The 20,766-nt window shown below is 62.4% G+C and carries 20 protein-coding genes; 1 reads left to right on the top strand and 19 read right to left on the bottom strand.

Annotation, left to right across the window (positions count from 1 at the left end):
- Positions 1-62 precede the first annotated feature (62 nt).
- The 13 genes from BLT50_RS09900 to BLT50_RS09960 all read right to left on the bottom strand — a co-directional run bounded on the left by BLT50_RS09900 (position 63) and on the right by BLT50_RS09960 (position 11,435).
- Complete coding sequence (locus tag BLT50_RS09900; RefSeq protein ID WP_342706699.1) at positions 63-587, bottom strand: prepilin peptidase; 525 nt, start codon at positions 585-587, stop codon at positions 63-65.
- Positions 588-593: 6 nt separating this feature from the next.
- Complete coding sequence (locus BLT50_RS09905; protein ID WP_090028513.1) at positions 594-1,445, bottom strand: tetratricopeptide repeat protein; 852 nt, start codon at positions 1,443-1,445, stop codon at positions 594-596.
- 29 nt (positions 1,446-1,474) lie between these two features.
- Complete coding sequence (locus BLT50_RS09910) at positions 1,475-2,038, bottom strand: tetratricopeptide repeat protein (RefSeq protein ID WP_090028622.1); 564 nt, start codon at positions 2,036-2,038, stop codon at positions 1,475-1,477.
- A gap of 22 nt (positions 2,039-2,060) precedes the next feature.
- On the bottom strand, positions 2,061-3,029 hold the full coding sequence (locus BLT50_RS09915) for a type II secretion system F family protein (protein WP_090028514.1): 969 nt from the start codon (positions 3,027-3,029) through the stop codon (positions 2,061-2,063).
- A gap of 13 nt (positions 3,030-3,042) precedes the next feature.
- Positions 3,043-4,011 (bottom strand): type II secretion system F family protein, encoded by a 969-nt coding sequence (locus BLT50_RS09920; protein WP_090028515.1) that lies wholly within the window; start codon positions 4,009-4,011, stop codon positions 3,043-3,045.
- 6 nt (positions 4,012-4,017) lie between these two features.
- Positions 4,018-5,487, bottom strand: a complete 1,470-nt coding sequence (locus BLT50_RS09925; RefSeq protein WP_090028516.1) for a TadA family conjugal transfer-associated ATPase — start codon at positions 5,485-5,487, stop codon at positions 4,018-4,020.
- A 20-nt stretch (positions 5,488-5,507) separates the two neighbouring features.
- Complete coding sequence (locus BLT50_RS09930; RefSeq protein WP_090028623.1) at positions 5,508-6,773, bottom strand: CpaE/TadZ family protein; 1,266 nt, start codon at positions 6,771-6,773, stop codon at positions 5,508-5,510.
- 230 nt (positions 6,774-7,003) lie between these two features.
- Entirely contained in the window at positions 7,004-7,660 is a 657-nt protein-coding gene (locus BLT50_RS09935; RefSeq protein ID WP_090028517.1) for an OmpA family protein, read from the bottom strand.
- Between the two features lie 15 nt (positions 7,661-7,675).
- Positions 7,676-9,115: a type II and III secretion system protein family protein gene (locus BLT50_RS09940; protein WP_090028518.1), complete on the bottom strand. Its 1,440-nt coding sequence runs from the start codon at positions 9,113-9,115 to the stop codon at positions 7,676-7,678.
- A gap of 199 nt (positions 9,116-9,314) precedes the next feature.
- The gene (cpaB, locus tag BLT50_RS09945) at positions 9,315-10,184 is read right to left on the bottom strand and encodes a Flp pilus assembly protein CpaB (protein WP_090028519.1); all 870 of its coding nucleotides are present in this window, start codon (positions 10,182-10,184) and stop codon (positions 9,315-9,317) included.
- A gap of 149 nt (positions 10,185-10,333) precedes the next feature.
- On the bottom strand, positions 10,334-10,513 hold the full coding sequence (locus tag BLT50_RS09950; RefSeq protein ID WP_090028624.1) for a Flp family type IVb pilin: 180 nt from the start codon (positions 10,511-10,513) through the stop codon (positions 10,334-10,336).
- Positions 10,514-10,759: 246 nt separating this feature from the next.
- Positions 10,760-10,939, bottom strand: coding sequence for a Flp family type IVb pilin (locus BLT50_RS09955; protein WP_090028521.1), 180 nt, complete (start codon positions 10,937-10,939; stop codon positions 10,760-10,762).
- A 316-nt stretch (positions 10,940-11,255) separates the two neighbouring features.
- A complete protein-coding gene (locus BLT50_RS09960; RefSeq protein WP_090028521.1) occupies positions 11,256-11,435 on the bottom strand; it encodes a Flp family type IVb pilin in 180 nt (59 codons plus the stop codon).
- Positions 11,436-11,785: 350 nt separating this feature from the next.
- Here BLT50_RS09960 and BLT50_RS09965 point away from each other — a divergent pair, with 350 nt between their 5' ends.
- Positions 11,786-12,589: a lytic transglycosylase domain-containing protein gene (locus BLT50_RS09965; RefSeq protein WP_090028625.1), complete on the top strand. Its 804-nt coding sequence runs from the start codon at positions 11,786-11,788 to the stop codon at positions 12,587-12,589.
- 48 nt (positions 12,590-12,637) lie between these two features.
- Here the strand turns inward: BLT50_RS09965 and BLT50_RS09970 are convergent, their stop codons facing one another.
- The 6 genes from BLT50_RS09970 to tldD form a co-directional block, all read right to left on the bottom strand.
- Positions 12,638-13,264 carry a 3-oxoacid CoA-transferase subunit B gene (locus BLT50_RS09970; protein ID WP_090028522.1) on the bottom strand — a complete coding sequence of 209 codons (627 nt, stop codon included), beginning with the start codon at positions 13,262-13,264 and terminating at the stop codon, positions 12,638-12,640.
- A 17-nt stretch (positions 13,265-13,281) separates the two neighbouring features.
- Positions 13,282-14,316 carry a PAS domain-containing protein gene (locus BLT50_RS09975; protein WP_245723347.1) on the bottom strand — a complete coding sequence of 345 codons (1,035 nt, stop codon included), beginning with the start codon at positions 14,314-14,316 and terminating at the stop codon, positions 13,282-13,284.
- Positions 14,317-14,334: 18 nt separating this feature from the next.
- Positions 14,335-15,039, bottom strand: a complete 705-nt coding sequence (locus tag BLT50_RS09980) for a CoA transferase subunit A (RefSeq protein WP_090028523.1) — start codon at positions 15,037-15,039, stop codon at positions 14,335-14,337.
- A gap of 100 nt (positions 15,040-15,139) precedes the next feature.
- A complete protein-coding gene (topA, locus tag BLT50_RS09985) occupies positions 15,140-17,677 on the bottom strand; it encodes a type I DNA topoisomerase (protein WP_090028627.1) in 2,538 nt (845 codons plus the stop codon).
- A 203-nt stretch (positions 17,678-17,880) separates the two neighbouring features.
- The gene (gene dprA / locus BLT50_RS09990; RefSeq protein WP_090028524.1) at positions 17,881-19,035 is read right to left on the bottom strand and encodes a DNA-processing protein DprA; all 1,155 of its coding nucleotides are present in this window, start codon (positions 19,033-19,035) and stop codon (positions 17,881-17,883) included.
- A gap of 130 nt (positions 19,036-19,165) precedes the next feature.
- Entirely contained in the window at positions 19,166-20,587 is a 1,422-nt protein-coding gene (gene tldD, locus BLT50_RS09995; RefSeq protein WP_090028628.1) for a metalloprotease TldD, read from the bottom strand.
- Positions 20,588-20,766: the final 179 nt, after the last annotated feature.

A 20,766-nucleotide genomic window follows, 5' to 3' on the forward strand; every position in this document is an offset into this window, starting at 1 on the left:
CACCGAACATGCCCGGCCAAGATGGCGAAAAGATGGAAAAAGCGGTGCGCCTTGTTGGCCTGTCACGCCGCCCCGAGCGTTAGATAGATCAGCAGCGTTCCGGCCAGTGACAGCCCCATCGGGAACTTCCAGCCCGCCGACCAGCTTTGCCATTCGGGGGCGAGGCGGCGCAGGCTGGAATGCTTGGCCAGCCTGTGGGTCACGAAAGCCGCGATCAGGTTGGCCATGAAGATCAGGATAAGCATGCGCATGTCCGCGGCCCAAAGATACGGGCCGGCCGCGGCCACGAACTTGGCATCGCCCGCACCGACAAGCCCGGCGGCGTTCATGGCGATGCCGAGCGCCAGAAGGATCGGCATATGCGCAAGTTGCCAGCCATAGTCGGGCAGCGGCATCAGGAAGGGCCCGGCCACGACGAACAGGCCGAACAGCGTGTAGACGGCCGCGTTGCGGATACGCATGAAGCGCAAATCGGTATAGGCGACCCAGGCACAGACCGGGGCCGCCAGTACGAGCAGCACCAGGGCTGCGAGATCGGGAATGGCCATGCCGCGCGTCAACGCGGCGATCAGCGTGCCAATCTCCATCCGGTATCAGCCGTCTTCGAGCGCGCGCAGCGACCGGACCGCTGCCTCGAAATGCTGGGGATGGGTTTCCACGGCTTCGCGAAGCAAGGTCTTGCCGGTTGCGACATCGCCCTGCTTGACCGCGCTCAGGCCAAGCGTGTGCAGCAATTGCGCACGTTCCACCTGATCCATCGGAATGACGGGCAGGGTGTATTTCCGCTGTGCGCCTCGGGCCAGAACAAGGTTGTTCTTGGCCGTGAACAGCGTCCCGTCCTGATCCAGGGCCTCACCAAAGAGGCGCTCGGCCTCGGCGTATTCGCCGCGCGTCAGTTTGGAATAGCCCCAGTTGTTAAGAACACCGGCGGGGCGGGTCGTCAGCCCCACGGCGATGTCATAGAAGCTGTCGGCCTTCTTCCATTCCTTGTTGCTGTCGGCAATCATCGCCTCGAGCCGGTAGCGTTTGAACGTTTCGTAGGTGGGCGGAACCTTGTCGAGCGTTTCCTCGGCTTCTTTCCACTGGCCGGCCCGGATATAGGCGTCGGCCAGGTCCACCTGATCGTCATTGGTCGAGTCCGCGTGCTTCACGACCTTTTGCCATGCCGAAACCGCCTCGGTGTTGCGTTTTGCACGCACCAGCGAACTGGCAAGGCCGCGTTGCAGGTCGATCCGTTCGGGTTTTTCCTTTGTCGCGCGGGCGAAATAGGACACCGCCTCGTTGGGATCGGCGACCGTCAGCATGATGTCGCTGAGGTTGCTTTCGTCGATCACGTCGACCTCCTGGAAGGCGCGGTCGACCTTGTCCTTGTCGATGCGCTGCTCACAGGCGGACAGGCTGAACGACCCGGCTATGCACAGGGAAATAAGGATAGGGTGGCGCATGTTGTGCGTCCTTATACTGCTCTTGCCTCTTACGGCACGCTGCGGATCACGTAGTCGCTGCTTCCGCGTCGCACCAATTTATAGTCTTGTTCTTTTTCATCACCATAGTCCTGTTTTTCATTTTTTGCTATGGCCAAGCGTAAATTATCACGAATTGAGTCACTTTCGCCATTGTCCAGTGCGTAGGCACGGCGAAGAACCTGTTCGGCCTCGGCGGTCTTGCCCTGTTCCATCAGAACGACACCAAGGTTGTTCCATGTTTCGGGGATCGCTTCGTCGGTTGCGATGGCGCGGCGCAGCAGGGTTTCCGCCTGTCCCAGCCGCCCCAGTCCCAGGTTGGCGGTGCCCATGCCCGACAGCACGTCGACATCGCGCGTCCCCCGGTCGAGCGCGGCGCGGCTGTATGCCTCGAGCGCAAGTTCGTATTCGCCGGCCTGCATCAGGCGGTGGCCGACGATCAGCCCATCCACCGCTTCTGCGCCCGGTTTTGCACCGGGTGCATAGGGGCCGCGTTGCGCGCCAAGGCCGCCTGTGGAGCAGGCGGCCAGGGCAAGGGTTGCTGTAAGGGCGATCCCCAATCGGATCGGTGTCATGCGGTTGCCTGTTTGGTCCGTGTTATCGGGCCGCACCGATCTGCGTGATCCCGTGGGCCGATGGACCGACAAGGATGATGAGAAGTGGCGGCACTGTCAGCGTCATTGTGACAAGTGTCATCTTCGTAGGCAACTTGTTTGCTTTTTCCTCGGCGCGCATCACGCGCTTGTCCCGCATTTCGCTGGCATAGACCCGCAGCGCGTCGGCGATCGAGGTGCCGAAGGTGGCCGACTGGATCAGCACGGTCACGAAACTCGACACGTCCTGCACACCACAGCGTTCGCCCATGTCGCGCAGAACGGTGGACTTGTCCTTGCCCGCCTTGATTTCAAAGCTGACCATCTCGAACTCGTCGGCGAGGGCAGGGAAGGACGGGCGGATTTCATGCGCCACCCGGATGATCGACTGATCCAGCGACTGGCCGGCCTCGATGCAGACAAGCATCATGTCGAGCGCGTCGGGGAAGCCTTCCTGGATCTGGGTCTGGCGTTCCTGCTGCCGCTTGGTGACCCAGTATTTCGGCGCCATGTAGCCGACCACGCCGGGGCCGAGGATGTAGACCAGCGTCTGCTGGGTCGACATGTCGTCCGCATCGGACAGGAACAGCAGGTAATAGATCACGCCGATTGCGATCCCGGCGATGCCCAGGGCGAATTGCGCGAAGTGATAGTAGCGAACCGAGTTGCGCGAGCGATAGCCCGCCTGCATCAGTTTCTGGCGGACGGCGGAGTATTCCTTTTCGTCCTTGGGTTCCAGGAACTCCTTGTATTTCTCAAGCTTGTCCTTGGACGAGCCGGTGCGCAGGCGCTGGCCGGGCGACATCACCACCCCGCGTTCGTTTTCCTGGCGCAGTTTTTCCAGCGGATCCTTTTGCTGTTTGAGAAGGATCGGCAGGGTTGCCAGGATCATCAGCAGCCCCAGAGAGCCGACGACGATCAGCGGTCCGAATTCGCCAAGGCTGCCGGTAAGGAGATCGTTTATCTGTTCCATGGTCGTTTCCTTGTCAGACCTTGATGTTTACCAGCATCCGCATCACCAGAAGGTTGGCGATAAGGAAGGCGCCCACGACGAAACAGGCGGGGATGAACCACGGGTGGTCGATCACCTCGTCGTAGTAATTGGGATCGAGCAGGTTGATCGCGATCAGCGCGAAGATGGGGAAGCCCGACAGGAACTTGCCCGACCATTGTGCTTCGGCGGTGATTGCCTTGACCCGCCGGAACAGGCGGAAGCGGGCGCGGATCACGCGGGCAAGACCGGCAAGGATCTCGGCCAGGTTACCGCCCGATTGCTGCTGGATCGTCACGGCCACGGCCAGAAAGCGCAAATCCTGCATATCGAGCCGTTCCGCCAGATCCTTGAGCGCGTCGCCGATGTCGCGGCCATAGGCGCTTTCGTCCGCGATGATGCCGAATTCGGTCGCGAGGGGGTCTGGAACCTCCTTGGCGACGATCTGGATCGCGGACGAGAACGGATGGCCAACACGCAGCGACCGCACCATCAGTTCGACGGCGTCGGGCAGTTGTTCCTCGATCATGCCAAGGCGTTTCTTGGCCTTGTGGTTCACCCACATGTAGACGCCGCCGACACCCATGCCCACGGCGACAAGCGCGCGCACCGGTGCGCTGGTTTCGGTGCCAACGGTAAGGCCCAGGAAGGCGATGACGGACAGGCCGATCATGATCATGATCAATTGCAGTGGCGAAAACGCGATCGCGCCCTTTTGCGCACGATCCGCCAGCATCGCATAAAGCGGGATACCCCGCGAGTTCATGTGCTGGCGCATTTCCTTGCGCAGCGTCGCCATGACCTCTTCGCGGCGGTTGCCCTGCTCCAGCATTTCCAGCCGGCGGTTGACGCGGCTGTTGAGGCTGATCGACCGCCCGAAGACCGTCAGATACAGGCCCTCGACCAGGACGAGAACGCCAATGAAGATCAGGCCGTAGATGATCGGCTCGATACTGATGGACATGACTGGTTACTCCGCTGCGATCGGTTCGAAGATGTTGGCCGGCAGGTCATAGCCCCACAGGCGGAAGCGTTCGGAATAGTGGCTGCGCACGCCTGTGGCCGTGAAATGGCCGATGATCTTGTTTTCCGGGGTCAGGCCGACGCGCTGAAAGCGGAACACTTCCTGCATTGCGATCACGTCGCCTTCCATGCCGGTGATCTCGGTGATCGAGGTCATGCGGCGGCTGCCATCCTGAAGGCGGCTGGCCTGCACGATCACGTTCACGGCGCTGGCGATCTGGCTGCGCACGGCCTTGATCGGCATTTCGATCCCGGCCATCGCGATCATGTTTTCCAGACGGCTGACACCGTCGCGGGCGCTGTTGGCGTGGATCGTCGTCATCGACCCGTCGTGGCCTGTGTTCATGGCCTGCAGCATGTCGATCACTTCCTCGCCGCGCGTTTCGCCGACGATGATGCGGTCGGGGCGCATCCGCAGCGCGTTGCGCAGACAGTCGCGCTGTGTCACCGCGCCCTTGCCCTCGACGTTCGGCGGGCGGCTTTCCATCCGGCCGACATGGGTCTGTTGCAGCTGAAGTTCGGCCGTGTCCTCGATCGTCAGGATGCGTTCCGAGTTGTCGATGAACGACGACAGCGCGTTGAGCGTCGTCGTCTTACCCGAACCGGTCCCGCCCGACACGATGATGTTCAGCCGGGTCGCGACGGCGGCCTGAAGGTAGGCGGCCATTTCCTCGGAAAAGGCGCCAAACGCCACGAGGTCGTCGACGCCAAGCTTTTCCTTCTTGAACTTACGGATGGAGACCAGGCTGCCATCGACCGCGATCGGCGGCACCATCGCGTTGAAACGCGACCCGTCCGCAAGACGGGCGTCGACATAGGGGTTCGATTCATCCACGCGCCGGCCCACGGCGCTGACGATCTTGTCGATGATGCGCTGGAGGTGGCGTTCATCCTTGAAGGTGATGTCCGTCATTTCCAGCTTGCCGGACCGTTCCACGAAGATGCGGTGCGGGCCGTTGACGAGGATATCGTTGACCGAGTCGTCCTTGAGAAGCGTTTCGAGCGGCCCGAGGCCGCGCACTTCGTCATAGAGTTCCTGGTTGAGGGTGATGCGGTCCTCGCGGTTGAGAACGACACCCTTTTCAGACAGCACCTCGGACGCGATGGCCGAGATTTCCGTCTTGAGATCCGTTTCCGTCGCGCTTTCGATGGCGCTGAGGTTGAGATTGTCCAAAAGCGCACGGTGCAGTTCCAGCTTGATCTCGCCAAGCCGTTCCTTGCGTTTGCGTTCCTTATCGGCGGGGCCCGCCTGGGCGGGCGCCTTGGCCATCGGTTTGCGCTGCGACGGCGCCTTGGGGGCAGGGGCCGCTGCCGGTTTTGCACCCGCGGGTGCCGGCGCGGCGGCCTTGGCGGCAGGGGCCGCAGAACGTGCTGCGCCCGGTTCGGGGGCGTTCGGTTTCTTGTAGCGCGAAAACATGCTTCAGATCCTCGGATTCGTCAGGCGGCTGCCTCGGTTTCGCTCTGGCCCAGCTCGTGCAGGCTTTGGGCTAGCTTTGCGATCTCCTTGCGCAGCACGTTCTTGGGCGCGCTCAGCGCAAGCGGTTGTCCGTGGTCGGCGCCTTGCGTCACCTGGCGGCCGCCATCGGGCATCAGCAGTTCGATCGAGATACCCAGGCTTTCGGCCATGCGCTTGACCCGGCTCTTGCCGTTCAGATCCGTGAACTTGGGCGAACGGTTCAGAACGAAGCGCAGTTTCTCAAAGGGCATGTCCTCGGATTGCAGCAGGCGTTTGAAACGCAGCGTGTTCTGCGCCGAACGCATGTCGAGTTCGATCATGGCAAGATAGATGTGCGCCGTGTTCAGAACAGTTTCCGTCCACTGAACCAGCGTGTGCGGCATGTCGACGAGGACGTAATCGTAATGATGACGCGCCTGTTCGATGATGCGGCGGACATCGTCGGATGTAATCAGGTCGAGCGGGATCATCTCGGCGGGCGAGGTCAGAACCTGCAGGCTGTCCTCGTAGCCGACCATGGCCGAGTTGAAGCTTTCGCCATCCATGGACTCGGTGTCCGACAAAAGCTCGAACACCGCCTCGCGGCGGGGCAGGTCCAGATATGTCGCGGCCGAGCCGTATTGCAGGTCGAGATCGATCAGGCAGACCTTGGGCGGCGTTTCGCCCTTCTTGGCGACCTGCGTCAGCTCCCAGGCCAGGTTGACGGCCATCGTGGTGGCGCCGCAGCCACCGGCAAGGCCATGCACGGCCATGACCACACCTTCGCGCGACGTGCCGGACAATCGCTTGGGGCGCGGGGCTTCGTCTTCGCCGTCGTATTCCGCATAGGGTTCGGGGGCAGGGGCGCGCAGCCGGTCGATCGCGGCCTGGAGTTCCAGCTCGGGCAGGGGGTAGGGCACGAATTCGTCCGCACCCTGGCGCAACAACTGGTGCAGTGCAGCGGGGCTTACGTCTTCGGCGATCAGGATGACCTTGACGTCGTTGGCCTTGGCGCGGGCGATGATCTCGCCCAGCATGACAAGGTTCTCTTCATCCTCGGCGTCGACGGCGAGGGCGACGAATTCCAGGTTCTCGGCTTCGGGCTGACCGAAGAAGGCAAGAGACTCGGCAAACCCCAGGTCGCCCCAGGTTTCGCCCATGGCCGCTTCCATGTCCTCGATCAGAAGATCGAAGTTCTGCACGTCGCGGGAGATCGTGCATGCCAGGATCGGATTGGATTCCGGCTGAAGTTGCGCGTTACTCGTCATTTGCCTCACATCCTTGTTCATCGGGTCACGAGGAGGCGCGGACAACGTGCCCGAACCTCAGGTTTCCCGTGCCCGAGTCGTCGGGGCCGCTTTTCTCTCAGCTTGGAAGATGAGTGAGAATGTGGGCGAGATTGCGGCCAAAAAATCGAAATTGTGCGTTATCTTTTGACGATAAGAAAGGGCGGGCTGAATTGTTCAGCCCGCCCTCCAGTTTGTTGTTTTGATTATTGTTATTGATCTGTTGCGAGGTCGGCGCCCTGAATGCCGGACAGGCCGGTGCGGGCGGTCGCGCTCTGGACGTATTCGCGGTAGATGATCTCGGCGTATTTGCCGTCCATCACCGTGGGGTGACGCCCGATAAAGCCGGAAACCTCGGTCACGGTGCGGCGATTGCGGCGCTCGCGCCCTTCGGTCACGACCAGCGGTTGGGTTTCGCCGAAGCTGACCACCGCCTCGAGCCGGTTGCGCGTGATGCCCAGGGTCGAAAGATAACCCACGACGGCCTGCGCGCGGCGCATGCCCAGGCGTTTGTTGTAGGCGTTCGAACCAACCTTGTCGGTATGGCCGTAGACGCGGAACCGCACTTCGGGGAACTGGCGGATCCAATCGGCCTGCCGGCGCAGGATCGCGCGGGCGTTTTCATCCAGTGCCGCCGAGTTGAACTCGAAATTCACCATCGAGGTAACTTCGCGGGCAAATCTCTGCGACAGGCCGACGATATAGCTTTTCTCGCCGTTCTGGATCTGGATGTTGTTCATCGTCGCGTTGCCGAAATCCGCGTCGTTGTGCAGGATGCCGGCCTCGCGCCAGAAGCTGGAGTTCCGCACCATGCTTTCGCTGCAGGCGGTGAGGGCCACAAGGCCGCTGAATGCGATGAGCTTGTACATCTGCCTTGTCTCCTCTTAATCCATCACGTAGCCGTAGGAACCCTTGAAGTCCTGCTTGGCGACTTCGCCGGCCGCACCCTTGAGCTGGCGCTGACCACCGGTACTGTTCTGCACGCGGCCATACAGGAAGAGATCCTTTTCCGACGGCGGCTTGACCCGGTCGGTCGGCAGGCTGAGCGCCTCGCCGCGGGTCGGCGTCACCAGATGCGCGGTGATGATGATCACCAGTTCGGACTGGGAACGCTGGTATTCGGCACTGCGGAACAGTGCGCCCAACACGGGGATGTCACCCAGCCAGGGCACCTGGCCGTTCAGGTCGCGGAAGTCGTCCTTGAGCAAGCCGGCGATGGCAAAGCTTTCGCCGTCGCGCAGTTCGACCGTGGTCGAGGTTTCGCGGCGCTTGAACGCGTCGATCTTGAAGGCGTTGAGTTCGAACCCGCGCGTCGGGTCGAGTTCGGACACCGCAGCTTCGAGTTCGAGGTTGATCAGCTTGTCGTCCAGAACGCGCGGGATGAAGTTCAGTTCGATCCCGAAGGGTTTGAACGCCACGGTCACGCGGCCGTCGCTCTGGCTGACGGGGACGGGGTATTCGCCACCGGCCAGGAACTTGGCCTCCTGTCCTGACAGCGCGGTCAGGTTGGGTTCGGCCAGTGTGCGGATAACGCCTTTGCTTTCAAGGGCTTCCAGCAGAACGCCGACTTCGACGGACCCTGCGTTGAAACCAAACAGCATCGCGCCGTTCTGTTCGCTGGTCTGCGGGATGGTGCCGGCCAGCGAGTTCTGCTGCGACACCGCGTTCGCGGCGGTGTTGGTGCCGCCCGACACGCCCAGGTCGCCGCCGAGCGTGCTGCCGTTCAGGGCCAGCGAGGCGCTGAGCGACTTGGAAACGTTGCGCTCCATCTCGGCGAAGCGGACCTTGAGCATGACCTGCTGAACGCCGCCGACCGTCATCAGGTTCGACACGCGCTCGGGTGCGTAGCGTTCCGCCAGTTCCAGCGCGCGCTCCATCTTGGCGGTGCTCGAAACCGTGCCTGACAGAACGATCCCGTCATTGGCGGTGCGCACTTCGATCTTTTCGCCGGGCATGATCTGGCGGATGCGTTCCTTGAACTCGGAAACATCCGCGGCCACGCGGACATCCACGTTGGTGATCAACTGGCCGTTCGCGTCAAAGATCGACAGTGTCGTCAGACCGGGCGATTTGCCCAGAACATAGATGGTGCGATCGCTGAGCGACGAGATGTCGGCGATCGACGGGTTGGCGATGCTGAGTTCGGCGAAAGGAATTTCGCTTTCCACAACGACCGCACGGTTCATGGGAACATTCAGGTCACTTGCGGTACCGCGTTTGACCACGCGGATCGTCTCTGCCTGGGCTGTGCTGGTCATTGCAAGCGGCATGGCCGCAAGCGCAAAGCCGGTCACAGCCGCCTTCAAAAGCTTCTCGATTTTCATGTGACCTGCCTCTCCGATCACGCTGCATTTATGTGGCCGTTTCGACCTTATTGCTGTCGACCATGCACGAATTGCAGTTTTTTTGCAAGAATCAAGCTGTTCCGTTCGGAAACTCATGTGGATATGTGGCAACAGCCTAAAGGAGAGCGGGCGACCGGTTGCCCGATCGCCCGCTCTGCACGCATCTATTACAGGCCGATCAGTTGGTGCAGGGGATCGGAAGCTCGACAACCTCTGCGCCCCGACGGGTGCGGATTGTGCAGACCTCTTCCTTCTTTTCTTCCTCTACAACGGGGGCCGCTGCCAGTCCAAGCAGCTTTGCCTGGTCGATTTCGATCGCTTCGCTGATCGTGTCGTCGTTGGTGCCGACAAGCGCCAGTGACAGGCGGCCGGTCGTCTGTGCCAATGCCAGGCTCGCAACCTGTTCGGGGCGGACGGCCACCGTGACGGTGCGCGCGATGGTGGCACCGGTCGTTTCGCTGTTGGCCGACTGGTCGATCGCGATGACGTTGACCGCCGTTTCGATCAGTTTGGTCACTTCGCTGCGGCTTTCGCTGTTGCGCGCGGCGCCGGGACGCTGGACCTCGCCGGTCCAGTAGACATCGACACGGTGGCCGGGCATCAGAAAGCCGGACACGCCGCTTGCGACATCGACCTTGATGGCAAAGGCGCGCATACCGCGCTCCAGCCGCGAGGTGATGCCGGCATCCTGACCGGGTTCGGTCACTTTCAGCGCCATGATCGCCTCGTCCTTTTCCATGCTCCGCACGACGGTGCGCAGTTCGTCGGAATTGGCCGGGAACAGCTCTTCTTCCTTGATGAAGGCGCCTTCGGGGATGGCGTCTTCGGGCCAGCGGACCTGGCGCACGTCTTCGCGCGTCAGTTGCTCACCGTATTTCAGTTGTCGTTCTGCCACGAAGACGGGGATGGTCTTGACCATCTGTTCCTTCACGGCATTCGCGGCGGCCAGTTTTGCCTGGTAGCTCGCGATGTAATTCTTGGCCATGTAGACCGCGAAACCGGCAAGTGCGAGGCCGGCGATCAAGACCAAACCAAAGACTACCCGCATGTTGTTTCCTCATTTGTTTTGGCATGGCACAGACGTATCTGCGATGCCTGATTTCGCTTTGCGCCCGAAGGGCCAGCGGTTGCCGTTCACTGCCTCAAGGGGTGGAACAGCCCCGGCCGTGGGGCCGGGGCGTCCATTGTCGTACCGGTTTACTGGCCGATCTCGCTGGCGATATTCGCCGCTGCATCTGCGGACAGAAGCTCGGTCTGGTCCTCGATGCCGATATAGGCGATGGTTGCCAGGCCGACGACAGCCGCGGTCAGGACGACCCAGTCAACAGTGACGGCGCCGCTCTCGTCGCGCAGGAACCGCTTAGCAAGTTTCAACATCACACCCTCCGTGGGATTAAACTATCAACGCGCCCTGAAATCGTCGTGCTGTCGGTTCTCTCTCCTCGTGCATCGATTCAGGTTGCATATTGAGTGACATGCGATTTGGGCAGAAATTTGGTTCTGACGGATCGAAATACGGGTAAACACAAGGCTTTTCGCGGGTAAGAAAGAAAAGGGACCACCTGCTTTTGCAGGCGGCCCCTCTCGAATTCCGTCAGGTGTGGCGCAATGCGCCAGCCACCATTACTGACCGATTTCGCCTGCGATGTTGCCTGCGGCATCAGCTGCCAGCAGTTCGGTCTGGTCTTCGATGGCGCCATAGGCCACGATTGCCAGGCCAACCACGGCTGCGGTCAGCACGACCCAGTCCACCGTCACGGCGCCGTCTTCGTCTTTGCGGAAGTTCTTGAAGAATTTAATCATTTTGTATCCCTCCAAAGGATCAGTTACTCAGGTTGCCCACCGCACCTTTATGGACCAGCCCCTTTTCCCTCTGGGCAGGCCCGGTACGGCATGGAACCGTTATCCAAGCTAAATGCGGCACGATTTGGGTGTGGCGAGCGTGAAGAAAGGCAATTTGGGGGCCTTTTCAGGGTATCTTGCCAAAACTCGGTCACAATTCGGCAGATCGTGTTTTTCCTCTAAGTAATTGCACAAACAAAGAAAAAGGGCCGTTCGCGATACGAACGACCCTTTTCTGTCAAGCCGCTCACCCCCGCAAGGAGGTGGCGATCGGTCATTACTGACCGATTTCGCCTGCGATGTTGCCTGCGGCGTCAGCTGCCAGCAGTTCGGTCTGGTCTTCGATGGCGCCATAGGCCACGATTGCCAGGCCAACCACGGCTGCGGTCAGCACGACCCAGTCCACCGTCACGGCGCCGTCTTCGTCTTTGCGGAAGTTCTTGAAGAATTTGATCATGGTTCGTCCCTCCAAAGGATCAGGTTGCTCAGGTTCATTACCGAGCCGGTAATTTGATGGGCGCTACTCTCAACTGGCCCATCGCCGTCTTGGTATGGCGACAATTAGCCAAGGGAATCGGGCATGATTTGGGCGGCATTCGCACCATTTTGGAAACGTGCGAGGTTTGGGTGGGGAATTTTTCTAATTATATGATTTGAAAGGGAAAAATAATTTTCGGGAACCTTTCCGATCCCATCCTCATGCCGTTTATGCAACGGTTTGCCGCCGAAGCGCACGGCGCAAACTGGCTTTTTGCACCTGATTCTGCCTATGATTCTGTAACGAGCAGTAAAAAGGCGGCAGAAAAAATGTACCGCGCGTGGATTCTGGCTGGCATGATGGCCCTTGCCGGGGCTGGCGGCGTTCTCGCCGAGGCGCCGAAGCCTTTTCCCGATTTCACTTTCAAACGGATCGCGCCCCCCAAGAAGGGTGAGCGGCCAACCCTGCCGCAGATCGAGCCGCAGGCTGCGCCGGCGGTCGAGGCCGCTGCCCCCGCGCCCGATCCCACCACGCCCGCAGACGCGCGGTATGGCTGGTTCTGGGACGTGATTTCACCCGGGAACGAGGATGTCGGTCCCGCCCGATTGGAGCCGGCCCTGACAAAGCTGTCCAATCCTCCCGACGGGCAGGGGGTTGCGGCACCGCGGCTGAGCGACCTGTTGCGCATCGCGCGTGAACAAAAAGCGCCGCTTTTGCTGAACACCGTGGGCACCGGCGTGTCGCCGGCGCTGGCCCTGGCGGTCATCTCTGTCGAATCCGGCGGCCGCGCCGATGCCGTCAGCGGTGCCGGTGCGCAAGGGCTGATGCAACTGATCCCGGCCACGGCCGAACGCTTCGGCGTCGTCGACAGCCTCGACCCGGATCAGAACATCAAGGGTGGCGTTGCCTATCTCGACTGGCTGCTCAAGGAGTTCCAGGGCGATGCGATCCTGGCGCTTGCGGCCTATAACGCGGGCGAGAACGCCGTGAAAAAGCACGCAGGCGTGCCGCCCTATGCCGAAACCCGCGACTATGTGCCCAAGGTACTGGCTGCCTTTGCCGTGGCGCGGGCCCTGTGCAAGACGCCGCCCGAATTGATCTCGGATGGCTGCGTCTTCAATCTTGGATCATGAAAAAGGGCCGCGCGACGGCGGCCCTTTCGGTTTCTTGTGCGGGACCGATCAGACGATCGTCGCGTCGGTCGCGGCAATCAGGTCTTCGCGGGTGACGCCGGGGGCGGTTTCCACGATGTGCAGGCCCTTGTGGGTCACGTCCAGAACGCCAAGGTTGGTGATGATGCGATCGACCACGGCCTTGCCGGTCAGCGGCAGGGTGCAATCCTTCAGAACCTTGGACTCACCCGCCTTGTTGGTGTGATCCATCACGACGACGACCCGGCCGACACCGGCCACGAGGTCCATCGCACCGCCCATGCCCTTGACCAGCTTGCCGGGGATCATCCAGTTGGCCAGATCGCCCTTTTCGCTGACCTCCATCGCTCCGAGGATCGCCATCGCGATTTTGCCGCCACGGATCATGCCAAAGCTGGTGGCGCTGTCGAAATAGACCGAGTGCGGCAATTCGGTGATCGTCTGCTTGCCGGCATTGATCAGGTCGGGATCCTCGTCCCCTTCGTAAGGGAAGGGGCCCATGCCCAGCATGCCGTTTTCCGATTGCAGGGTCACTTCGACGCCTTCGGGGATGTAGTTCGACACAAGGGTCGGAATCCCGATCCCCAGGTTCACGTACATCCCGTCTTCCAGTTCCTGTGCCGCGCGGGCGGCCATTTCGTTTCTGTCCCAAGGCATTTCGACTTCTTCCCCTCTTACTGGTCCGTAAAGCCCACCGGCACATCGATCATGATCACGGTGCCGGCGGCCCCGCGGGCCACGTTTATCGTTGCGTCCAGTCCTTCGAGCAGCTGCGAGATCAGCCGCCCGCCCATGGTTGCGCCATTGGGCCAGTCGATCGACGGGGGCAAGCCCACGCCATCGTCCGACACCATGATCCTGAGCCCACCTGCGGCGAGCTCGGTCACGCGCAATTCGACGTAACCCTGCTGCATCCCCTGGAATGCATGCTGGAACGCGTTCGTCAGAACCTCGCACATCACCAGGCCGATGCGCGTGGCGGTTTCCAGGTTGACCGAAATCGGTTCAACAAACTGGTTGAAACGGATGCCGACCCGGCCTTCGTGGAACGAGATCGCGTTCGCGATCCGGCTGAGCAGGCTTCCAAGGTCGATGAAACCGTCGTTGACCCTGCGATCCGAGAGCTTCATCTCTTCATAGACAAGCTGCAGACATTCCAGGCGGCGCGGCAGCGCCTCGGCCTCATGCGTCAGGCCCTTCGCGTCTTCGGCGCCGCTCAGCGTTCGCAGGCTGCCCAGGATAAGGGCCAGGTCTTTTTCGACGCGGCTGACGACGATTTCGAGATCGCGGATCTCGATCTGGTTGTCGGATGCGCGGTCGCCTGGCATCAGCGCCTTCTGGATACCCAGGAAATAGATCGGCACGCCCTGGTCGTTCTTGATCGGCGCAATTATGAGCCGGTTCTGGAACGGGGTGCCGTCTGAGCGGTAGTTGAGAATATCGACAGACACGTCGCGGGCTTTTGCGATCGCGTCGCGGATCTGATCGACGTCGCGCTTGTCCGTCCGGTCCCCTTGCAGGAAACGGCAGTTGCGCCCGATGACCGACGACCGGTTGTAGCCGGTCGTCCGCTCGAACGCGTCGTTGACATAGATGATCGGGTTATCTTCCAGTGCCGGATTGGTGATTACCATGGCGATGCTGAGCCGCGAAAACCCGATCAGCACATCGCTGTCACCGAGCACCATATCCAGTTCTTCGTCGTGCACCGAAGGAGCTCCCCGTTGTCAGGCCGCGGGGCGCGGGCGCGTCGTACGCTGTTCGATGCGCTTTTCGTGCTCGCCCTGGATCAGGCGGTGGACATAGATGCCGGGCAGGTGGATCGCATCGGCATCGAGCTCGCCTGGCTCGACGATCTCTTCGACCTCCATGATGCAGACCTTGCCGCACATGGCTGCCGGCGGGTTGAAGTTGCGCGCGGTCTTGCGGAAAATCGCGTTACCGGTGGTGTCGGCCTTCCATGCCTTCACGATCGACAGGTCGGCGAAGATCCCGCGTTCCAGGATATATTCCTGACCGTCGAAAACCTTGACTTCCTTGCCCTCGGCGATCTGCGTGCCCACACCCGTCTTGGTGTAAAAGCCCGGAATACCGGCACCGCCGGCGCGCATCCGTTCGGCCAGCGTGCCCTGCGGATTGAATTCCAGCTCAAGCTCGCCGGACAGGTACTGGCGCATGAATTCCGCGTTTTCACCCACGTAAGAGGACATCATCTTCTTGACCTGGCGCGAGGCAAGCAGCTTGCCCAGGCCGAAATCGTCGACGCCGGCGTTGTTCGACGCAACGGTCAGATTCTTGACGCCGCTGTCAACGATCGCATCGATCAGAAGTTCGGGGATGCCGCAAAGGCCAAAGCCGCCAGCAGCGATCAGCATGCCATCGTGCAACACACCGTCCAATGCGTCGGCAGCCGATTTGTAGACTTTCTTCATTTGTGTCTCCCTCAAACCGTCGTTGGCTTTGTCATGCAGTCTGTGGGTGACGGTGTCAACGATTCCGCGGGCATCGCATGCCGTTGCATACTTTCGGTAGTCAGCCCTTCTTGGCTGTCTTGCGGGTGGTTTTCTTGCGCCCGCCGCCCTTCTTGGCCGCCTTTTCGGCGATCAACTGCATGGCCTGCTCCATGGTCACGCTTTCGGGGTCGGTGTCCTTGGGCAGGGTGGCATTGATTTTCGCCCATTTGACATAGGGGCCATATCGTCCGTCCATCACGGCGACCGGTCCGCCTTCGTCGGGGTGATCTCCCAGTTCCTTGAGCGCCTTGGCGGCGGCGCGTCCGCGCCCACCGGGATTGGCCCGCTTTTCGGCCAGCAGTTCGACCGCGCGGTTCATGCCGATCTCGAACACGTCAGCAGGATCTTTGAGGTTCGCGTAGACGGGCTTTGCCTCGTCCGGCAACTGGTGTGCCACATATGGCCCGTAGCGCCCGAAATTTGCGGTGATCGTGCCACCCTCGGGGTGGTCGCCCACGACGCGCGGCAGGCTGAGAAGGGTCAGCGCCTTTTCCAGCGTCATCTCGTCCGCGCTCCAGCCCTTGGGCAGGCTGGCGCGGTCGGGCTTCTTGTTCTCTTCGGTCGCTTCGCCGCGCTGGACATAGGGCCCGAACCGGCCCGAGCGCAGGCTGATTTCGTTGCCGTTTTCATCTTCGCCCAGCACCCGGTCACCGGATTCGGCCGCATCGCCGCCGATAGGCCGGGTGTAACGGCATTCAGGGTAGCGCGAGCACCCCACGAAACCGCCCGTGCGCGAGGTTTTCAGATGCAGTTGCCCCTCGCCGCAAAGCGGGCAGGCGCGCGGGTCGCCGCCATCCTCGCGCGGGGGGTAGAGCGTGGGGGCCAGCGCGTCGTCCAGAACATCCAGCACCTCGGTGATGCGCAGCTCCGAGGTTTCTGCGATCGCGGTCGAGAAATCGCGCCAGAAACGCGACAGCAATTGCTTGTAGTCGATTTGACCTGCGCTGACCTCGTCGAGTTCGTCCTCCAGCGCGGCGGTGAAATCGTACTCCACGTAGCGGCGGAAGAAATTGGTCAGGAACACGGTGACGATGCGGCCCTTGTCCTCGGGGATCAGGCGGTTCTGTTCCTTGCGCACGTATTCGCGGTCCTGGATCGTCGTCACGATCGAGGCATAGGTCGAGGGGCGTCCGATGCCCAACTCTTCCATCTTCTTGACCAGCGTCGCCTCGGTATAGCGCGGCGGCGGCTGGGTGAAATGCTGGTCGGGTGTGATCTGGCGCTTTTCGGCCTTTTCGCCCTGCATGATCTGGGGCAGGCGCTTGTCGTCGTCATCCACGACACTGTCGTCGCGGCCTTCTTCATAGACGCGCAGGAACCCGTCGAACAGAACGACCTGCCCGGTGGCCCGCAGCCCGACCTGCCCGTCGCCACTGGCGATATCGACCGTCGTGCGCTCCAGCCGCGCGGCCTCCATCTGGCAGGCGATGGTGCGTTTCCAGATCAGGTCATAGAGCTTGCGCTGATCGGGGTCCGACAGTTTCAGCGCGGCGGCATCCTTTTTCATTTCCGTGGGGCGGATACATTCATGCGCTTCCTGCGCGTTCTTGGCCTTGTTCTTGTACATGCGCGGGCTGTCGGGCACGTATTCGGCGCCGTAACGATCCTTGATCGCGTCGCGGGTCGCGTGCACGGCCTCGGGCGCCATGTCGATCCCGTCAGTCCGCATGTAGGTAATGTGACCCGCCTCATAAAGCCGCTGTGCCGCGCTCATCGTCTGACGCGCGCCCATGCCGAACTTGCGGCTGGCTTCCTGCTGCAGGGTCGAGGTCATGAAGGGCGCGGCGGGGTTCCGGCTTGCCGGCTTGGCCTCGACCGAGCTCACCGTCAGGTCGCGGCTGGTGATCGCCTGGACCGCCAGCTCGGCCTGGGTTTCGTTCTCGATATCGTAACGGTCAAGCTTCTTGCCGGCGAGGATGGTCAGCCGTGCCTCGTATTCCTGCCCGCGCGGTGTCGCCAAAAGCGCCTTGACGGTCCAGTATTCGCGGGGTCGGAATGCCTCGATTTCCATCTCGCGCTCGACGATCAGCCGCAGGCAGACCGATTGCACGCGTCCCGCGCTGCGCGCACCGGGCAGCTTGCGCCACAAGACGGGGCTGAGGTTGAAGCCGACCAGATAGTCGAGCGCCCGCCGCGCGAGATAGGCCTCGACCAGCGGGGCGTCGATGTCGCGCGGATGCTGCATCGCCTCGGTCACCGCGGCCTTGGTGATGGCGTTGAAGGTGACGCGGCGCACGTCGGTGTCCTTCTTGATGGCGCGGCGTTTGGTCAGCGCCTCTTTCAGGTGCCAACTGATCGCCTCGCCCTCACGGTCGGGGTCGGTTGCGAGGATCAGTTCGTTGTCGTTCTTGAGGGCCTCGGCGATGGCGCGCACATGTTTCTGGCTGTCACTGCCGACTTCCCATTTCATGTCGAAATCGTGTTCCGGGTCGACCGAACCGTCCTTGGGCGGCAGGTCACGCACATGGCCGTAGGACGCCAGAACGGTGTAGTTGGAACCCAGATACTTGTTGATTGTCTTGGCCTTGGCAGGGGATTCGACAACAACGACGGGCATGCGGCTTCCTTTCGACTCGGCACTGGGGCTGTGGCGGCGGACCATGTGGGGTGCATGGCTCGTTTGTCAATGCGCCGTATCAGAGCATCGGCGTTCATCAAAACGGAAACCGACGGTATGCCGGGGTGCCGGGGCAGGTGGAAAGGACGGGGCAGGGCGCTGCGGGTTCCCGTGGCGACGGTCGCTTTGCTCGGAAGGTGTGTTCAGGTGGCGCGGGCAAGCAAACCGCCGGGGTGGCGCACGATCCGGCCCTCCAGTTCGAGGTCGGTCAATGCCGGGGCCACGGCCTGGGCCGGGGCCTTGAGGTCGCGGATCAGCTGATCCTCGGCCAACGGTGACGGCCCGAGCCGGTCGAGTATCAGGCCGTGCAGGGCCGCCGTTTCGCGCAGGCTGCGCTTTTGCGGCGGTGGGACGGGGATTTCGGTCTGGACGGGCGCGCTCTCGCCAAGATGACGGTCGATGTCGCGGGCGGGCAGGGCCTCGATCACGTCTTCGGCGCGGCGGATCAGTGTCGCACCATCGCGGATCAGCATGTTGCATCCGGCCGCGCGGGCGTCGAACGGGTGGCCGGGCACCGCGAGCACCTCGCGCCCCTGGTCCAACGCATCGCGCGCGGTGATCAGGCTACCCGATTTCGCCGCGGCCTCGACCACAACGACGGCGCGCGCCAGCCCCGAAATCAGCCGGTTGCGGCGCGGGAAATGCCGTGCCTGCGGCGTCAGGCCCATCGGTTGTTCCGACAGGCGCAGGCCCCTGGCGGCGATGTCTTCCGCAAGCGTGGTGTTTTCAGCGGGATAGATGATGTCCACACCGCCGGCCATGACAGCGATCGTTCCGGTTTCGACCGAGGCAAGATGCGCCGCGGTGTCGATGCCGCGGGCAAGGCCCGAAACGGTCACGAACCCCTGTTTGCCGAGGTCGAGCGCGAGCGCGCGCGCCATCCGGGTTCCAAGGGAGGACGCGTTGCGCGCACCGACCATCGCGATCCTGTCACGCGACAAAAGGCCGAGATCGCCCATCGCCCACAGGATCGGGGGCGGGTCGGACAGGTCAAGCAGCGCAGCGGGATAGTCGGGCGCTCCGACGCAGATCATTTGCGCCCCGGTCGCTTGCGCCTTGCGCAGTTCGGCCAGCGCGACTTCGGGCGGGCAGGGGGTGTAATCTTCGACACCGGCGGCGCGAGCGATATCTGGCAACGCTTCGAGCGCAGCCTGGGCCGAGCCGTGTTCCTTCATGAGGCGATAAAAGGTCGAAGGACCGACCCGCCGGGAGCGCAAGAGGCGAAGCCACGACACCCGCTCATCTTCCGTGGTGGGTGGGAGTGGGGGGTGAGTGGAAGGATGAAACTCTTCTGGCATCGCAACCTCGCCGTCTTACGGAATCATCTCTACCGCGCGGCTGGTTAATGCCGGGTAAACCCTGATCGACCGGAAAGAAAACCGCGCGGTTGGTGGGCCAAACCGCGCGGTTTCCCTGCACGATCGGAAATCAGGCCCCGGCGCCGCCCACGGTCAGACCGCCGATCATGACGGTCGGCTGACCCACGCCCACCGGCACCCATTGGCCGGCCTTGCCGCAATTGCCCATGCCCGGATCAAGCGCCATGTCATTGCCAAGCGCGCGGATCTGTTGCAGCGCGGTCGCGCCGTCGCCGATCAGCGTCGCGCCCTTGACCGGCGCTCCGACCTTGCCGTTCTTGACGCGGTAGGCCTCGGTGCAACTGAAAACGAACTTGCCGTTGGTGATGTCGACCTGACCGCCGCCGAACCCAACGGCATAGATGCCGTCCTTGAGGTCGGCCACGATGTCGCCGGGATCGGCATCGCCGCCCAGCATGTAGGTGTTGGTCATGCGCGGCATCGGTGCATGGGCATAGCTTTCCCGCCGTCCGTTGCCGGTGGGTTCGACCCCCATCAGGCGGGCGTTCTGGCGGTCCTGCATGAAGCCCACGAGAATGCCGTCCTCGATCAGGACATTGCGGCCGGACGGCGTGCCTTCGTCGTCGAAGGTGATAGAACCGCGCCTGTCGGGGATCGTGCCGTCATCCAGCACTGTCACACCCGGCGCGGCGACGCGCTGGCCCATCAGCCCGGCAAATGCCGAGCTGCCCTTTCGGTTGAAGTCACCCTCGAGCCCGTGACCCACTGCCTCGTGCAGCAGGATGCCGGGCCAACCGGGGCCAAGCACGACGTCCATGATGCCGGCGGGCGCGGGTTCGGCGCGCAGGTTGACCAGCGCGATGCGCAGCGCCTCTTGCGCCTTGGCCTGCCAGTCTGCGGGATCGAGCAACCCGTCCAGCCCGACGCGCCCGCCTCCGCCGGCGGTGCCCTGTTCGCGGCGGCCCTGATCTTCGACGATCACGCTGACATTGACGCGGGTCATGGGGCGCACGTCGCGCATGTGCTGGCCGTCGGGTCGCAGGATTTCCACCTCTTGCAGAGATGCGGCGATCGTCGCCGTGACCTGCACGACCCGCGGGTCGACGTCGCGCGCGAAGGCGTCGATGGCGCGCAGGGTCTCCAACTTGACGGGAAATTCCACCCCGGCGATCGGGTCGGCATCCGTATAAAGATGCCGGTTCGTGGCTTGCGGCCCGGCGGCCAGCGTTCCACCGCCTTCACCCACCGCCAGCCGCGCCGTGGCAACTGCGCGGGTCAGCGCCGCGTCCGAGATTTCAGAAGAATGGGCATAGCCCGACACCTCGCCGCGGACGGCGCGCAGCCCGAATCCTTCGGTCGCGTCATAGCTTGCCGTCTTGACGCGCCCATCGTCGAAGACCAGCGCCTCGGCGCGGCGGCGTTCAAGGAAAAGTTCGCCGTCATCCGCGCCCGCCGTCGCCTCTTGCAGCTTTCTGAGGGCCGCATCGTGATCGAGCATCGTCTGGAACGGGCGGAAATCTGTATCGGCCATCGGTCTGCCTTTGTCCTGAAGCTTTGTGCCGGGCCGCTGCACGTCGTGTGCCGGCCCGATTCCCTGTCGTTTCCTCATATAAGCCGTGCAAGCGGGCCCCGCCACCATATGGGTGCAGGCATCTTTCGCAGACGCCAAAGGGACATGCCGAATGCCTGTTTTTCGTGGCTTGTGAAGAG

This window comes from Lutimaribacter saemankumensis, assembly GCF_900100005.1.
Taxonomy (GTDB): domain Bacteria; phylum Pseudomonadota; class Alphaproteobacteria; order Rhodobacterales; family Rhodobacteraceae; genus Lutimaribacter; species Lutimaribacter saemankumensis.

What these genes read in the sequence shown, in the direction of transcription:
- dprA (WP_090028524.1), bottom strand. Translation starts at nt 19,035, where the DNA reads ATGCCAGAAGAGTTTCATCCTTCCACTCACCCCCCACTCCCACCCACC.
- BLT50_RS09935 (WP_090028517.1), bottom strand. Translation starts at nt 7,660, where the DNA reads ATGTACAAGCTCATCGCATTCAGCGGCCTTGTGGCCCTCACCGCCTGC.
- BLT50_RS09905 (WP_090028513.1), bottom strand. Translation starts at nt 1,445, where the DNA reads ATGCGCCACCCTATCCTTATTTCCCTGTGCATAGCCGGGTCGTTCAGC.
- BLT50_RS09930 (WP_090028623.1), bottom strand. Translation starts at nt 6,773, where the DNA reads ATGACGAGTAACGCGCAACTTCAGCCGGAATCCAATCCGATCCTGGCA.
- topA (WP_090028627.1), bottom strand. Translation starts at nt 17,677, where the DNA reads ATGCCCGTCGTTGTTGTCGAATCCCCTGCCAAGGCCAAGACAATCAAC.
- BLT50_RS09940 (WP_090028518.1), bottom strand. Translation starts at nt 9,115, where the DNA reads ATGAAAATCGAGAAGCTTTTGAAGGCGGCTGTGACCGGCTTTGCGCTT.
- BLT50_RS09970 (WP_090028522.1), bottom strand. Translation starts at nt 13,264, where the DNA reads ATGCCTTGGGACAGAAACGAAATGGCCGCCCGCGCGGCACAGGAACTG.
- BLT50_RS09980 (WP_090028523.1), bottom strand. Translation starts at nt 15,039, where the DNA reads ATGAAGAAAGTCTACAAATCGGCTGCCGACGCATTGGACGGTGTGTTG.
- BLT50_RS09910 (WP_090028622.1), bottom strand. Translation starts at nt 2,038, where the DNA reads ATGACACCGATCCGATTGGGGATCGCCCTTACAGCAACCCTTGCCCTG.
- BLT50_RS09920 (WP_090028515.1), bottom strand. Translation starts at nt 4,011, where the DNA reads ATGTCCATCAGTATCGAGCCGATCATCTACGGCCTGATCTTCATTGGC.
- BLT50_RS09955 (WP_090028521.1), bottom strand. Translation starts at nt 10,939, where the DNA reads ATGATTAAATTCTTCAAGAACTTCCGCAAAGACGAAGACGGCGCCGTG.
- BLT50_RS09900 (WP_342706699.1), bottom strand. Translation starts at nt 587, where the DNA reads ATGGAGATTGGCACGCTGATCGCCGCGTTGACGCGCGGCATGGCCATT.
- BLT50_RS09960 (WP_090028521.1), bottom strand. Translation starts at nt 11,435, where the DNA reads ATGATCAAATTCTTCAAGAACTTCCGCAAAGACGAAGACGGCGCCGTG.
- BLT50_RS09915 (WP_090028514.1), bottom strand. Translation starts at nt 3,029, where the DNA reads ATGGAACAGATAAACGATCTCCTTACCGGCAGCCTTGGCGAATTCGGA.
- tldD (WP_090028628.1), bottom strand. Translation starts at nt 20,587, where the DNA reads ATGGCCGATACAGATTTCCGCCCGTTCCAGACGATGCTCGATCACGAT.
- BLT50_RS09950 (WP_090028624.1), bottom strand. Translation starts at nt 10,513, where the DNA reads ATGTTGAAACTTGCTAAGCGGTTCCTGCGCGACGAGAGCGGCGCCGTC.
- cpaB (WP_090028519.1), bottom strand. Translation starts at nt 10,184, where the DNA reads ATGCGGGTAGTCTTTGGTTTGGTCTTGATCGCCGGCCTCGCACTTGCC.
- BLT50_RS09965 (WP_090028625.1), top strand. Translation starts at nt 11,786, where the DNA reads ATGTACCGCGCGTGGATTCTGGCTGGCATGATGGCCCTTGCCGGGGCT.
- BLT50_RS09925 (WP_090028516.1), bottom strand. Translation starts at nt 5,487, where the DNA reads ATGTTTTCGCGCTACAAGAAACCGAACGCCCCCGAACCGGGCGCAGCA.